General features: G+C 62.7%; 10 protein-coding genes, 2 tRNA genes and 1 pseudogene. 5 read left to right on the top strand and 8 right to left on the bottom strand.

What is annotated here, in order from left to right:
• Nucleotides 1–169: 169 nt before the first annotated feature.
• Nucleotides 170–295: pseudogene (locus tag PCO31110_RS20460) on the top strand (IS3 family transposase); the annotation flags it as partial.
• A gap of 92 nt (nt 296–387) precedes the next feature.
• On the opposite strand, the gene yiaY reads toward PCO31110_RS20460, so the two are convergent.
• Nucleotides 388–1536, bottom strand: a complete 1149-nt coding sequence (gene yiaY, locus PCO31110_RS20455; RefSeq protein WP_010808746.1) for an L-threonine dehydrogenase — start codon at nt 1534–1536, stop codon at nt 388–390.
• 172 nt (nt 1537–1708) lie between these two features.
• On the bottom strand, nt 1709–3229 hold the full coding sequence (exaC, locus tag PCO31110_RS20450; RefSeq protein ID WP_010808745.1) for an acetaldehyde dehydrogenase ExaC: 1521 nt from the start codon (nt 3227–3229) through the stop codon (nt 1709–1711).
• 293 nt (nt 3230–3522) lie between these two features.
• Between exaC and PCO31110_RS20445 the strand changes: the two genes are divergently transcribed.
• On the top strand, nt 3523–5427 hold the full coding sequence (locus PCO31110_RS20445) for a sigma-54-dependent Fis family transcriptional regulator (RefSeq protein WP_150691284.1): 1905 nt from the start codon (nt 3523–3525) through the stop codon (nt 5425–5427).
• 30 nt (nt 5428–5457) lie between these two features.
• Here the strand turns inward: PCO31110_RS20445 and PCO31110_RS20440 are convergent, their stop codons facing one another.
• The 6 genes from PCO31110_RS20440 to PCO31110_RS20415 form a co-directional block, all read right to left on the bottom strand.
• Nucleotides 5458–5928 carry a CreA family protein gene (locus PCO31110_RS20440; protein WP_010808743.1) on the bottom strand — a complete coding sequence of 157 codons (471 nt, stop codon included), beginning with the start codon at nt 5926–5928 and terminating at the stop codon, nt 5458–5460.
• Between the two features lie 94 nt (nt 5929–6022).
• Nucleotides 6023–8161 carry a UvrD-helicase domain-containing protein gene (locus PCO31110_RS20435; protein WP_150691283.1) on the bottom strand — a complete coding sequence of 713 codons (2139 nt, stop codon included), beginning with the start codon at nt 8159–8161 and terminating at the stop codon, nt 6023–6025.
• Between the two features lie 239 nt (nt 8162–8400).
• Nucleotides 8401–9831 (bottom strand): CsgG/HfaB family protein, encoded by a 1431-nt coding sequence (locus tag PCO31110_RS20430; RefSeq protein ID WP_174979679.1) that lies wholly within the window; start codon nt 9829–9831, stop codon nt 8401–8403.
• Between the two features lie 22 nt (nt 9832–9853).
• Entirely contained in the window at nt 9854–10504 is a 651-nt protein-coding gene (locus tag PCO31110_RS20425; protein WP_010808740.1) for a hypothetical protein, read from the bottom strand.
• Nucleotides 10505–10543: 39 nt separating this feature from the next.
• Nucleotides 10544–11674, bottom strand: coding sequence for a hypothetical protein (locus PCO31110_RS20420; protein ID WP_010808739.1), 1131 nt, complete (start codon nt 11672–11674; stop codon nt 10544–10546).
• A complete protein-coding gene (locus PCO31110_RS20415; RefSeq protein WP_010808738.1) occupies nt 11674–12867 on the bottom strand; it encodes a hypothetical protein in 1194 nt (397 codons plus the stop codon). The genes PCO31110_RS20420 and PCO31110_RS20415 overlap by 1 nt, the downstream gene beginning before the upstream one ends.
• Nucleotides 12868–13163: 296 nt before the next feature.
• Between PCO31110_RS20415 and PCO31110_RS20410 the strand changes: the two genes are divergently transcribed.
• The 3 genes from PCO31110_RS20410 to wecB all read left to right on the top strand — a co-directional run bounded on the left by PCO31110_RS20410 (nt 13164) and on the right by wecB (nt 15158).
• Nucleotides 13164–13239: transfer RNA gene (locus PCO31110_RS20410), tRNA-Ala, on the top strand.
• Between the two features lie 17 nt (nt 13240–13256).
• Nucleotides 13257–13332, top strand: a tRNA-Glu gene (locus PCO31110_RS20405).
• A 656-nt stretch (nt 13333–13988) separates the two neighbouring features.
• A complete protein-coding gene (wecB, locus tag PCO31110_RS20400) occupies nt 13989–15158 on the top strand; it encodes a non-hydrolyzing UDP-N-acetylglucosamine 2-epimerase (protein ID WP_150691282.1) in 1170 nt (389 codons plus the stop codon).

Genomic DNA, 15158 nt, shown 5'->3' with positions numbered 1-15158 from the left:
TCGCGCACCTTTGGCGATCGCTTCGCGACTTCGCTGATCGTGATTGACCCGTCCGAAGTGCGGCGGCCGCAGGTAATGTAGCGGATGAGGGGACAGGGGCCGCCTGACGTCTCCCTGATTTGAGTAGCGCGGCGATTTAGAGTCCAATCACGTAGTCAGGAGATTGGACATGCAGAAGAGATTCACCGACGAGCAAATCATCGGCTTCCTGCGGGAAGCCGAGATGGGAATACCGGTCAAGGAACTATGCCGCCAGCACGGCTTCTCCGAGGCCAGTTACTACCTACGGCGCAGCTAGTTCTGCCTCACGTCCGATTTACCGCATTCCATTCGGCACGTTGACGAGCCCGCCACGGAGCCGCGTCAACGAACCGATGCAACTCGTTCTCAGAACGCCCGGCGGAAGATCTCTTCGATCTCGGCTTGCTCTGCGCGTCGCGGGTTGGTGAATCCGCAGGCGTCCTGCATCGCATTCGCGGCAAGCGTCGGGACGTCTTCCAGCTTCGCGCCGAGTTCGGTCAACCCGTTCGGAATCCCGATGTCCTTCGACAGCCGGCGGATCGCGGCAATCGCCGCCTTCGCGCCTTCTTCGTCGCTCAGACCGTCCACCTTCTCACCCATCGCCTGCGCGATATCCTTCAACCGTCCCGCACTCACGCTCGCGTTGAACTCTTCCACATGCGGCAGCAGTACCGCGTTGCAGACGCCGTGCGGCAAGTCATAGAAACCGCCGAGCTGATGCGCCATCGCGTGCACGTACCCGAGGGATGCGTTGTTGAACGCCATCCCTGCGAGGAACTGTGCGTACGCCATGTTCTCGCGCGCCGTCATGTCGTCGCCATGCGATACCGCACGACGCAGGTTCTGCGAAATCAGCGTGACCGCCTTCAGTGCACAGGCATCAGTGATCGGCGTGGCCGCGGTCGACACATACGCTTCCGTCGCGTGCGTCAGCGCATCCATCCCTGTCGCGGCCGTCAGCCCCTTGGGCATCGCCGCCATCAGCGCCGGATCATTGACCGATAGCAACGGCGTGACATTACGGTCGACGATTGCCATCTTCACATGACGCTTTTCGTCCGTGATGATGCAGAACCGCGTCATCTCGCTCGCGGTGCCTGCCGTCGTGTTGATCGCGACGAGCGGCAGTTGCGGCTTCTTCGAACGGTCGACGCCTTCGTAATCGGCAATCTGCCCGCCATTGGACGCGCACAGCGCAATGCCCTTTGCACAGTCATGCGGCGAGCCGCCGCCCAGCGAGATCACAAAATCGCACTGGCTCTGCTTGAGGACGGCGAGTCCGGCTTCCACATTGCCGACCGTCGGGTTCGGCTTCGCGCCGTCGAACACCACGGATTGAATGTCCTGTTGCGCCAGCAGCTTCGCTACCTTGTCTGCAACACCCGCCTTGGCGAGTCCGGCGTCGGTCACGATCAGTGCACGGCGGAAATGGTACTGACGCAGGGCGCTAATTGCCTCGTCGAGGCTGCCAATGCCCATCATGTTGACGGCGGGGATAAAGAAGGTCGTGCTCATGGTCATGCTCCTTATTCGTTCTGTGAGGGGCACACCACGCGCGCCGGTTTCTCGACGCGAGCGCGCATATGGTGTCCAGAATCATCGTTTGCAAGCACTGAAGACAGCATCGCACCTATGGCGCGATGCGTCTTTGATCTGTTGCAAACTCAGAGGCGACTAGCGTGAGCGCTCAGAAGAATCCGAGCGGATTGATGTCGTAGCTCACCAGCAGATTCTTCGTCTGCTGATAGTGGTCGAGCATCATCTTGTGCGTCTCGCGACCGATACCGGACTTCTTGTACCCGCCGAACGCGGCATGCGCCGGATAGAGGTGATAGCAGTTGGTCCACACGCGTCCTGCCTGAATGCTGCGGCCCATGCGGTATGCGCGATTGATGTCGCGTGTCCACACACCGGCGCCCAGACCGAACTCGGTGTCGTTGGCGATGGCCAGCGCTTCCGCCTCGTCGCGGAAGGTGGTCACGCCGACCACCGGACCGAAGATCTCTTCCTGGAACACGCGCATGCGGTTATCGCCCTTGAGCAGGGTCGGCTGGATATAGAAGCCCGACGCCAGCGGGCCCTCCAGTATTTCGATGCCGCCGCCCGTCAGCACCTGTGCGCCTTCCTTGCGCGCGAGATCGAGGTACGTGAGGATTTTGTCGAACTGCTGCTGCGACGCTTGCGCGCCGACGGCCGTTTCCGTGTCGAGCGGGTCGCCGCGCTTGATACGTGCGACCCGTGCCATCACGACTTCCATGAAGGGCTCGTAAATCGATTCCTGAACGAGCGCGCGCGAGGGGCAGGTGCAGACCTCACCCTGATTCAGGAAGCCCAGCACGAGGCCTTCGGCGGCCTTCTCGATGAACTCCGGCTCGCCGCGCATGATGTCTTCGAAGAAGATGTTCGGCGACTTTCCGCCCAACTCGACGGTGCTCGGAATCAGATTGGCGGCGGCCTTCGCCAGGATGTGGCCGCCCACGGGTGTCGATCCGGTGAAGGCGATTTTGGCGATGCGGCGGCTGGTCGCCAGGGCTTCGCCGGCTTCCTTGCCGAAACCCTGAACGATGTTGAGCACGCCCGGCGGCAGCAGATCGCCGACCAGTTCGGCGAACAGGGTGATCGAAAGCGGCGTTTGCTCGGCGGGTTTTAGCACCACGCAGTTGCCTGCGGCGAGCGCGGGAGCCAGCTTCCACGCGGCCATCAGCAGCGGGAAGTTCCACGGAATGATCTGGCCGACGACGCCCAGCGGCTCATGGAAGTGATAGGCGGCGGTGTGCTCGTCGATCTCCGCAGCCGTACCTTCCTGGGCGCGGATGCACCCGGCGAAGTAGCGGAAGTGATCGATGGCCAGCGGAAGGTCGGCGGCGAGCGTCTCGCGCACCGGTTTGCCGTTGTCCCATGTCTCGGCGACGGCGAACCGCTCCAACTGCGCTTCGAGGCGGTCGGCGATTTGTAACAGAATGCGCGAGCGCGCCTGTACCGACGTCTTGCCCCACTTGGACGCTGCGGCATGCGCCGCGTCGAGCGCAAGCTCGATATCTGCCCCGCTGGATCGCGGAAACTCGCCGATGGTGCCGCCGGTGACGGGCGACGTGTTGACGAAATACCGTCCTTCCACGGGCGGGACGAACTTGCCGCCGATGTAGTTTTCGTACCGCGCTTGCAAAGACAGCAGGGCACCGGGCGTGCCGGGTGGAGCGTATCGCATGTTGTGTCTCCGAATATTGTCGTGTCGGTGGCGCTGTGGCCACGCGGGGTAGTAAGCAATTCGCGGGCCACCTTCGGCCAATGCCGTATCCACGCGGTTCATGGGCGTGCGGCGGTCGCCGGGTGTCACGAATCCGTGACACCTTTGTCCCTGACGGTGACACCCCTTGTCTCGTCGTTGTGACAGACAATCGATTTGCGTCTTCCGATTGACATAGCGCATTGCAATGAACCCCGGCATGGGACATGCTTCGGGAACGACTACGAGATCATCCGGCACGGGGGAGACGACCAATGCCAGCCAATACAGAGTCCGCGCACGCGCGCCGTGTGCTGAATGCGGTACAAGGTCATTCGCCGCACGGTGCCGCCGCGACGGACCCGAACATCGCCGATTCCTGGCGCCGCTGTCTGGATACCCACGCGCTCGATCCGGGCGCGCGGATGGCGCCGCGCGTGCTGGAGTCGGCACAGTTGCGCGAGCGGCGCAGCGCAATGGAGCGGCTGCGCAGCGTATCCACCCCTGTGCTCGAGCGTCTGCAACGCCAATTGATGAATCCGCATCAGGCGGTGTTGCTCACGGCGCCGGACGGGGTGATCGTCGACTCACGGCTCCACGACGGCCAGCGCGACGATTTCCATCGCGCAGGGCTTTGGCCGGGCGCGGACTGGAGCGAGTCGTGCGAAGGCACCAACGGCATTGGCACCTGCGTGGTCGAGCGTGCTCCCGTCATCATCTGTCAGCAGGATCACTTCCGCGCGCTGCACACGGCGCTCACCTGTACGGCAAGTCCCGTATTTGCTCCGCAAGGCGAACTGCTGGCCGTGATCGACGTGTCGTCGACGAGCGCCGACCTCACCCGGCAGAGCCAATTCCATACGCTCGCGCTCGTGAATCTGTCGGCGAAGGTGGTGGAGAGCGAGTATTTCTTCCTGCACTATCGCGACGAATGGCTGCTGCAATTGCAGGAGCAGGCCGATCATCTCGGCGGCTTCGCGCAGGCATTGATCGCGTTCGACGACGCCGGCCGCGTGCTTGCCGCCAACCAAAGCGCGTTGAATCGACTGGGCGTGCCGCGCGACGAGATCGTGGGCACACGCGTGGATCGATGGTTTGCGCAAACCCTCGACGCGCTGCTGGCACAAGGGCATCCCGCGCCGAGCGCGTGCTGGCCGATTCGCACGCATCACGGCGAATCGCTGCTGGCGATGGTGCGGGCGCCGCACCGCGCAGCGCGGCGCGTTAGCCATCTGCCGATGTCCCGGCAGGAAACGTCTGCACCGCCGTTTTCCGATCCGGCGCTGGCGCGCGAGTTTTCGCGGGCGTGCCGCGTCTTCGCTCACGATGTGCCGGTCCTGATTCGCGGCGAAACCGGGAGCGGCAAGGAAGTCTTCGCGCGCGCGGTGCACGCGGCGAGTGCGAGAGCAAACGGTCCGTTTGTCGCGCTGAATTGCGCGGCGATTCCCGAGTCGCTCATCGAGAGCGAGCTTTTCGGCTACGTGGGCGGCAGCTTCACCGGGGCGCGCAAAGAGGGGATGAACGGCAAGCTTTGGCAAGCGAATGGCGGCACGCTGTTTCTCGACGAGATTGGCGATATGCCGTTCGCCATGCAAACCCGCCTGCTGCGCGTGCTCGAAGACCGCATGGTGTCGCCGCTCGGCGGCGGCGAGCCGGTGCCGCTGGACATTCGCATACTCAGCGCGACGCACCGCGACCTTTCCGAGCGCATCGCCGAACGGCTATTCCGCGAGGATCTCTTCTATCGCCTGAGCGGGCTGGAAGTCGGGGTGCCGCCGCTGCGCGAGCGTGAAGACAAGATCGACCTGATTCAACGGCTATTGGCACAGGCCTGCGAACAAGGCCGGATCACCGTGACGGACGCGGCGCAGGACCGGCTTTGCGCCTACGCGTGGCCGGGCAACGTGCGCCAGATGCGCAGCGTCATCCGCACGCTCGTCGCGCTGAGCGAGAGCGGTGTCGTCACGCTCGACGACTTGCCCGGCGAGTTGCGCGACGTGGAGCGCGTGGCGGCCGAAACACCTCGGGCAGAGGCCCCGCTGGAAGCCGCGGAGCGCCAGGCGCTGCGGGCTACGCTCGACGCTTGTCAGGGGCAAGTGAGTGCAGCGGCGCGCAAGCTCGGTGTGAGCCGCAACACGCTTTACCGGAAATTGAAGCGATTCGGTTTGCTGCGCGGATGAGGCTTGCCGCGCAGACGTCAGGCCGAGCGCTTACTTCATCGGAATCGGCGTGTCCCGGTCCACGGGAACTGCGGTCACGCTGTTCTGCGGGGAGCCGTCGATGAGCTTGTCGGAGTAGGTGAGATAAACGAGTGTGTTGCGCGTCTTGTCGATCATGCGCACGATACGCAGCTTCTTGAAGAGCGGGGACAGCCCTTCCGAGAAGACCTCTTCTTCCTTCGGCAGCGGCGCGCCGAACGAAATCGGTCCCACGGGGCGGCAGGCAATCGAGGCTTCGGACTTGTCTTCCGCCAGCCCGACCATGCCCTTCATGCCACCGGTCTTCGCGCGCGACACGTAGCACGTGACGCCGCGCACCTTCGGATCGTCGAAGGCATCCACGACAATCTTGTGATCCGGGCCCAGCAATTTGAATGCCGTGCTCACGTCGCCGATCCTCTCGGCATGTGCCCAATTCGCGGCGGCTGTCAGCGCCAGTGCCAGTCCGAGTGCTTTCTTCATGAGGATGTGTTCCGTCAAATGTTGCGTTAGCAGCGACCTTCGCCCGCGATGTGTGCCGCGCGTTGCGGATTCTACCCGCGTCGCGTGAGCATCGTTACAACCATTGCGAGAAGGCCGCCGAGTCCCTCTCCGGCGTGATGTACCACTGTCGCCGCGCGGGGTCGTAGACGGCGCCGAGGGCCATCAGTTCGTCTTTTGCGCCATAGGTGTCGCCGCTCAGATAGCGGCGCGCAGGTGCGGTGTCCACGGGCGTCGCCATGTTGCGAACGAGCGCGTCGTCGGCGAGGCGAGTCGTGCGGGGCAGGTCGAGCGAGGCGATGAACCCGCTCTGACGGGTTTCGTCCCGCGACGTAATCAGCGACAGCGATTCCCGCGCCCGGGTGAGCGCCACATAGAACAGGTTCTTCTCGCTTTCCATCTGCGCGAACGGATTCGGGAACTCGTTGCGTTCCAGAAAGGGAATGATGACGTGGTCGAACTCCTTGCCCTTGAGGTTCGCAACAGTGTCCACGCTCACGCGAGTGCCCGTTCGTGTGCGCCGGATGGCAGACAGGCGCGCCATCATCGACGAGAAATAGTCGGCGAGCGGCGTGTCGTCGGAGGGGAGTGTCGACGCAAACGCGCGCAGCGTGCGTTCGACGAGATCGACATCGTAGGGGCGCGCGTAGAGGCGCGTGGCTACTGCCTGAAAATCGATTTTCTGACGGATGCGGCGGAAGGCGTCGCTGGCCGAGAGCGTCGGCAGGCTCGCGCGCAATTCGCGAATCAACTGCCCGATATTGGCCGCCGGTGTGCCCGGTGGCGCGCCCAGCAAATACGACGCGTAAATCTGTTCGATCAGTTCCGGGTGTTTTGCCGTCAGTTGGTACTGATCGCGCGAGAGGCGAATGCTCGCGAAGATGCCCAGCACTGCCGCAACGGACATGCGCTCGCGCTCGTCGATTGTCTCGTGTGCGCGCATCGCCAACGCGAATACGGCGCGCACGAAACGGATCTCTTCCCGGAACTGAAAACCCTCCTTGTTCGGCGACTCGAACGGAATCTCGGCCTGCCACAGTGCTTCTTCTATCGCGGCGCTTTGATGCCAGTCGCGCAGAAGTACCGCGCACGTCGAACGCTTATCACTCTCTTGCAGCCAGCGACGCACGTCTGCAAGCACGACATCGGCAACGGCATTTTGCGCGCTGTCGGCCGTGATGACCTCAATGGGCGTGTGACGCCGGACATACGATTCGATGGCCTTGCGCTTGAAAGCGGCGACCGGATAGGCGATATGCGGGCCATGACGGAACGTGCGCGTGAGTTTGTAGGCGGTCGCGCCGGAGAAATCCATCTGGAAGCGCTCGCCCATATAGACGTCGCTCGCGCCCATCTCTCCGTGGATGACCTGATCGCGATCGCCAACGCCGACGAAGCGGCAATTCGGCGTGCGAAGCAAATGGCGCAGCACGCGATACGACGCTTCGTTGAAGTCGTGTTGCTCGTCGCACACAATCAACCGGCAAGGCGCGAAGTATTGCGGCAAGACACTCTCCCGATCGATCAACTGCGCGAGATCGTACGTCGCGTCGAAACGGTCCCGGAACTTCGGCTCGTCCAGCGCGCCCAGGCGAATGCGTTCATAAGCCTGAGCGATGGCGTATTGGGCCGGCGTGACGTCCAGACGTTCGAGTAAATCGCCAAGCTGTTCGTCATCGACGTCGTCGAATAGCGCGCCGCCCGCTTTGAGCTTTCGCATGGCTTCGAGACTTTGCGCCACATTGATGTGATTGTCCTCGAAGGCGCCCGGTGCGTAGCGGTGTTCGACGTCGTCCCGCAATGTCTCCATGGCGTCGGCGATGGAGGACGTGAGGAAGCTGTCGCGCTGAATGCGCCGGGCGCGTTCGTTCGCAGTGGGCAAGGTCTCGAGCACTTCGTGGCTGTAGTCGTCGAAGGTCGAGACGCGCACGCGCTTGTGCAACTCGGGGTGGATGCCGGAGCGTTGCAGGCGGGCGCGCAGCACGTCGGCTGCGGTGACGGTGAAGGTCAGCGCGAGGATCTGCTCAGGGGGTGTGCCGCCGGCGATGGCTTCGCCGATACGCGCGACGAGTGTCGTCGTCTTGCCGGTGCCGGCATTGGCCATGGCGATGCAGATCCGCTCGTTCGCGACCTGAAGGGCGATCTGCTCGACGGTCAATGCGGGACCGTTGGGCACGAAGCGTGGGCTGCGCGCAGGGGATGGAGTTTCACTCATGACGTCGACCTTGCTGAGGGCGGGGCGACACACGATGATGCCTCATGCGTCTGGCCCGTCGAATTCTGCGGCAGCGGCGACAATCGCCAACTGTTTGTGTCGCGGATTCTACTCGCCTCGCGCGGCCGGCCCCGGCAACCTGCCTCGGAGCCCGCTCATGGATTTGCGGACAGCGCCGTCGCCCCGGCGAGGGGCGACGGCCTGATGCTTGACTGTACGCTACGACTTGCTACGGTGCTTTACCACTTATCGTCTTGCGCCGGTGCTGATTGCGCACTGGCCGGCGTCGAGCCCTTCTTCGCCGCCTTCTCCCCGGTCGCGGCCTTGCCTGCCACGGCGGCGGGCGCTGCGGTGCTCCCGGCCTGAGGTGCCGAGCGGCCTTGCCCGCCAGCAAGCTCGCCACGTACCTGAAGACCGGCGATCGGCAGCGTGTCGAGGTTGAGATTGCTGCGCACGTTCTCGAGATGCCCATACGACAGGTTCTGCGTCACGCGTTCCACAACCAGTTCGCAGCACGGGTTCTCGGTGCGTCCGAGGCTTTGCCCCGTCTGCGGATCCTTGAACTCGTTGCCCAACGCGACGACCGCGTAGCGGCCCCCTTCGCGCAGCGCCTGTCCGCCCTGACTGACGACGACATTCGTGCCGTCGCGTCCGAGTACCGTAATCGGGAACGTCGATTGCAGGATTGCGCTGACGATGGCCTTGCTGGCCTGATCGGTCATCTCGGCGAGAATGCGTTGTCCGTCGACGCCGGTGCCCAACGTGGTCGGCGCGGTCGCCGGCAATGTATTGCTCAACGAGCTGGCCGCCGAGACCTGGCGTGTCGCCACGTTCACCATTTTCTGCGAAAGCGCCCAGCCGCCCGAATAGCTCACGAGTTGCCGATCGCTCGTGCGCAACTGCCGTGCCTGCCGGGTGTAGTTGAACGCGCTCACGCGTGCACTCCACACCAGATCGGCACTGGCGGCTTGTGAGAGCTTCGCCAACTCGGCGCTGGGCGCTTCGCCGGACTTGATCATGTCGAGTTCTTGCTCGATCTCGGGGCTCATCTCCCGGTCGAGCACCGCAAAACGGCCAGTCTGCACGAGGGCATCGCTGACCCGTTGACGCAGTGTTGCCGCGACTTCGCGAGACGCAACGGTGGTGTCGCCCATCGGCAGCGAGGCCTGCGAGAAGACGACCGGACCGACGACGACCTTGAGCTTGCGCATGTCGGCAGACGGCTTGAACTTGGCGATATCGGCCTCGATGCTGGCCTTATAGCGTTTGGACAGCACGCCCGGCTCGTCAAGGCTGATCACGCGCAGATGCTGAATAACACCCCCCGAACGCTGCTGCACGATGTCGGCGAATGCGTTTGCGCGCAGCGATGCCGAATCCTGATCGAGGCTGACGTCCAGCCCATACTTGGCCGTCACGCTGTCGGACTGCACCACGGCGCCGTTGACCTGCATCAGCGCGAGCTTCATCGCTTCGAGCATGGCTTCGCCCGCCGTGTTGCCGAAACCAACTGCCGTTGTCTTTTCGGTCTCGACCTTACCGGCGTCCGGTACGGGCGCGGCTGCGCTCGGTGCGGAGGAGGGGGCCTGAGGCGCGTCTGCCGGCTTCTCGGAGCATCCGGCAATAAAAAAGAGGGCCGCAAGGGCCCCCGTGAGCGAGTTACGCATCATGTTGTGGGTAGGGTGCTTTGGCTTACAGCGCTGCGAGTGCCTTGGTGGCATCCGCCGGGACTTCGATGCCGTTGCTGCGTGCGAAGTCGATGGCGTTCTTCAGTGCCTTGCCCGCTTCCGTGACCGAGCCAGGGAAGTTCGACACGACATAGGTGGCGCCGCCCAGCGAGGTGAGCGCCATCGGTGAGGCGCTCTTCATGTTGTTGCCCATCGACGTCACGTCGTTGCGCATGCCGACGTAGTGCACCATACCCAGAGCGAGGTGGCCGAGGCCTTGCGTGAACGTCTTCTTCGAAGCATCGTCGAGCACCGGCTTCTCCTTGAGCTTCGCTGCGATGGCGCCGCTCGTGTCGCCCACGGCGTTGACGGCCTTCGAGGCCGAGTCCTTGTCCTGCGTCGAGCCCGACGACAGTTGCGCCACGACGGCGGCTGCTTGTTCGGCTTGCGTCTTCAGGCCGAGGGCTTCGCCCATCTTGGCGTTGGCGTTGAGCACGTCGACGTTGGCGGCGACGTAGTTCTTCACCAGCGCCGCTTGCTGGCCCGACAGATCGGCGGTGCTATCCGACTTGCTGCCGCCGCCCACGAGACTGGTCAGCCCGCCGAGTTGAGCATACGAGGCGCCCGAGGCACCCACCAGAGCGGCCGCAACGGCGCAAGCGATGATTTTCTTCATGAACGTCTTCTCCAGGAGAGGGAGGGTTGAATCCGCTGATTAACGCAGACTGAGATTGGTGATCTGGCTGGTCAACTCGCGCGCGGCGTTGTTGGCCGCCAGACGCAGCGCATTGGTTCGGGCCTCGTCTTCGGTCGGACCGGTGCCGGCGTACTGAACGGGGCCCACCGAGGCGACGGTATCCGGAATGGTCTGGCCGATGTCGAGCAGTTTTGCGTTGACGGTGACAGCCACGCGCATGAGCCCGGAGTTCGGATCGCGATCGGCGAGGCCGACGTCGAGCGTGCCTAGTGCGATGTAGGACATGCGTGCGACGCGCATGCCCGAGACCATCGACGCGAGCGTTGCCGGCTTCAGATCCATGCCGTTCTTGTAATCGTCCTCGACATTGGCGACCTTGAACTGGCCGCCGGTATAAGGCTCGACCAGCGCGGCTTCGTTGACCTTGAAGCCGGCCTTCGCGAACGTCGACGTGAAGACTTGCGACAGATTGGCGCTGGGAATCAGGCGATACGTGTTGTCGGTGGCGCGTCGCGTGGTGCTGCCACCCGTCTCGACGGACGCGGAGCTTTGCATCGATGCGGACATCTTCGCGTTCGTCGCCGCACTCGTGCCGATCTGATTGCCGCGAATGTTCTCGCCCTCGGTGCCTTGCTCTGACGCATTGACCTGGGCCTTGACGTCGGCTTTGCGGTCAATGCGCTTGTACACGCGGTCGTCATACGCCCGCGAGGTGCCGACTTCACGAGAGACGAAGATGAACGCCAGCGGCGAGCGCCCGGCCGGCCCTCCCTTGGCGACCACGGAATTGCGCTTCACGGCGTTGCGCAGATTCGCCACGTTGAGCGAGACACGCACGGCCACGGTGTACTGCTTCTTGTCCGAGTTTTCCTCTTCGGCAAGGATCGTCGAGTCGAGGATGTAGCGATCCGGCTCGGCGAGAATCTTCTGGCGAATCGCGTCGAAGTTCTCCGACTCGGCTTCGCCGGCCTCGGCGTAGTAGAACTCCACGGCCTTCATCTGGGCGGCCGACAGGGCGCGCGCCTTGTCGTCGCGCGAGATCGACCAGCCCTCGTAGGTTACGGTCGCTTTGCCGCGCGCCTGCTGCACCTGTGCAGCAGCACCCGATGCGAACAAGGCCGCGGCACACAACAACAAAAATCGCTTCATTACTTGCATAGCTTCATCAATCCCATCGTCTTGTCGATTTGCGACGAAATGTCCGGCGCCGAAGCGGCAGACTTCACCCATGATGTGTCCGTCCCCGCCACCGACTCGGCAAGCTTCACGAACAGACCGTTGACGGAGTCGTAATAGGCCGGGAAATCGTCGACCCACGTCTGCGATGCAGGAACCGGCTTCACCTCACCGTTCTTGAGCGAGGTGTTCAGGTAGGTCGCACCGGTCAGCGGCTCGCGAATGGCGACATCCGCGTAGCTGCCGTAGATGTACGCCGTGCCCACAGCGTTCTCGCTGTACTTGATCTTCTTGAAATTCTTGAGCGCGACGTCGATCTCATAGTCCGGCTGCGGCAGCTTGAGATTGAAGACCGTGCCGTCCATGATCTGCATCGACATGACATTGCCAATGGCATAGCCCTTCGAGTAAGGCACAACGGGCACGCCGATGCGTGTGGAGATCGCTTCGCTGGCCATGTCGGCGACCCACGTCTGCGCAGCGGCGGGTGTGGCCTTCAGATAATCGGGCAGCACGGCTGCGGCCTCCGGCGTGACTTCCACGTGGGTGACTTGCAGATAGCGGGGGGCCTGATCGGGCAACTGCGCTTGTGCGACGGACGAGGCAAAGCGGGCGTACAGCCCGGGCTTGCCGTTCGCACCGTCATAGACCATGCGCACGCGTTCCAGCACTTCTGCGCGCGTCGGCTCGTGATCGAGGTTGTCGACGTAACCGAAGCTGACCGGATAGGAGCGCAGTACTGTCATCGACTTGAAGTCGAAGAACAGCACTTGGCCGCGCAGCAGGACAAACAGCTTGCGGATAGCGCCGAAGCGCTCGACGGAGACAGTCTCGGTATTGATGACGAGCGATACGACGAGCGCTTGGTCACGGCCCTTCAACTGGTCGATCGGCCCGGTCGTGAGCGTGAGGTGTCTGGCCGGATTCTGATTGACGGCCGCCAGCAGACGTTTGTATGGCGAATCGCCCGCCGCTTTCAGGCCGGTTTCATAGGCGCGCGAATAGGGAAATCGTTTGTCGATGCTGGCGGCGTCGCCCCCATAAGCTGCGCCAGCGAATGTCACTGTCTTGTCTGCGGCCTGGGCCTGAACGCGGCCCGCAAACGCCATCGAGAATGCCATCGAAATGATGATGGCAAGACGGAAGAAGAATCCGCCGGCTTTCATATTGTTATGCTCCCCCGGTACGCCCCCATTGAAGATGGGCGCGTGGACGCGGAATACTGGACTACTAACTATTTCAAGTCAATTCATTGGCATTGATCCTATATGAATTGATAGGGGGGGGCGGCAGAGCCTGTTTGTATGTCCGATGCAGGTAATTTGGCGTGGATGCCGGGGCCGGAAATTCGATGGCGATACCGGGGGGGCGATCAGCGGTCTTTCACGGCGGCCCGCCGAAGCGCCCGAGGCGCGGGTTGTCAGCCCCCGCCAAATGCGCTATAGTCACGCCTCTTCGCGCGGGGGGTATAGCTCAGCTGGGAGAGCGCTTGCATGGCATGCAAGAGGTCAGCGGTTCGATCCCGCTTACCTCCACCAAACGAATGACAGTTTCCGTCCCCTTCGTCTAGAGGCCTAGGACATCACCCTTTCACGGTGAGTACAGGGGTTCGAATCCCCTAGGGGACGCCATCTATCGGTCGCAGTGGGTTCACACTTCGCGACCGGCCGGCGTCGGATTCGGCAAAATGCATAGGAAAGGCCGGATGTCTTTAAAGACATCCGGCCTTTTGCGTTTACCGTTCCTATTGATTTCCTTATGCGATCGCACAGTCGTCATGCGCAATGACGGTTTCATGACGATCGGGAAATCAATAAATCTGCCTGACTATTTTCCAGTGCGTGGGCCCCGCCTCGACGTCGATTCCGGCGTCGGCACGGGGGTTTCGTCGCTTTCGCTACCCCTCCGATCCCGCCTCTGCCGGACTTCAGGTGTTGTGCCTGCGCGACATGAGTAATCTTCCGAATATCGGGGGGACAGTAAGGGGACGATTGGCTTATACCATCCGTCATCGAGTTTGCATGGGATGCCGGGAGGGGAACGGCGCCGTGCGAACACACAGGTGGTAAGAGGCGCGCATCGATCCAGGTATTCTCGCCTGCGCATTGATGATCGCCAGTCGAGATGGCCAAATTCATCGAAATAAGTCGGCTTCCAATGTAATCGAATTGGATTCGATGCGGGGGCTCGACCTCATGCCACACACCGCCCTTGCCTGAAGTTTCCAGGGGCAAATGAAGCCTGAGTGCCGCACGGCATGAATAGGCTCCGACGAAAACGTAGAACTATGAAAGTCCTGTCTATCTTCGGCACGCGTCCCGAAGCGATCAAGATGGCGCCTCTCGTGACGGCGCTCAATCGCGAACCCGGTATCGATAGCGTGGTGTGTGTAACCGGTCAGCATCGGCAGATGCTCGATCAGGTGATGTCGTTATTCGATCTCAAGGCCAAGTACGACCTTGAGGTCATGGTGCCCAATCAAACGCTCAACGGCCTCTTCTCGCGGACCATCGAACGGGTCGACGCAGTACTGGAAACCGAAAAGCCCGATTACGTGTTGGTTCACGGCGACACGAGCACGGCCTCTGCTTGCGCACTCGCTGCCTTCCACCGCCGCATTCCGGTCGGTCATGTGGAGGCCGGTCTGCGTACTGGCGACCTGTCAAAACCGTTTCCCGAAGAGATGAATCGCCGCGTGGTCGACAGTGTTGGCGATTGGTTGTTCGCGCCGACTGCGACATCTCGGGAGAACCTTCTGCGTGAAAACCTGCACGGCCGAATTGCCGTGACAGGCAATACCGTGATCGATGCGCTCGCGGCACTCACCGCCCGCCTGCGCGATGACTCGCCGCTCGCCGCTGCCGTATCGGCGCGTTATTCGTGGCTTGACGCATCGCGCCGTCTGGTACTCGTGACGGGCCACCGTCGCGAGAGTTTCGGCGATGGTTTCCGCAACATCTGCGCCGCGCTTGCCGAACTCGCACGGCGCGACGATGTACAGATCGTCTACCCGGTGCATCTGAACCCGGCGGTTCGCGAAGTGGTGATGACCGAGCTGGCCGGCTTCGGCAACGTGCATCTGATCGATCCACTCGATTACGTCGATTTTGTCTGGTTCATGCAGCGCGCCTACGTGATCCTCACCGACTCGGGGGGCGTGCAGGAAGAAGCGCCGTTCCTTGGGAAGCCGGTGCTGGTGATGCGAGACGTCACCGAGCGGCCCGAAGCGGTCGAGGCCGGCACGGTGGCGCTGGTCGGTGCAAACCGGGGACGCATCATCGAAGGCGTGATGCGTCTTCTGGATGATCAGGCATATCACACGTCGTTCTCGCGACGCCTGAACCCGTATGGCGATGGCCATGCGGCGGGTCGCATCGTCGACGCACTGTGCGGACGTCCGGTGGCAGAGTTCGCCCCCGGACTGATGGGCAGCCCAGACGCTTCGAGCGTCAATTGA

It is taken from the genome of Pandoraea communis (genome assembly GCF_902459745.1).
GTDB classification, from domain to species: domain Bacteria; phylum Pseudomonadota; class Gammaproteobacteria; order Burkholderiales; family Burkholderiaceae; genus Pandoraea; species Pandoraea communis.
Note: the sequence above shows the minus strand (reverse complement) of the source record. Positions and strands in the feature narration are given on the sequence as shown.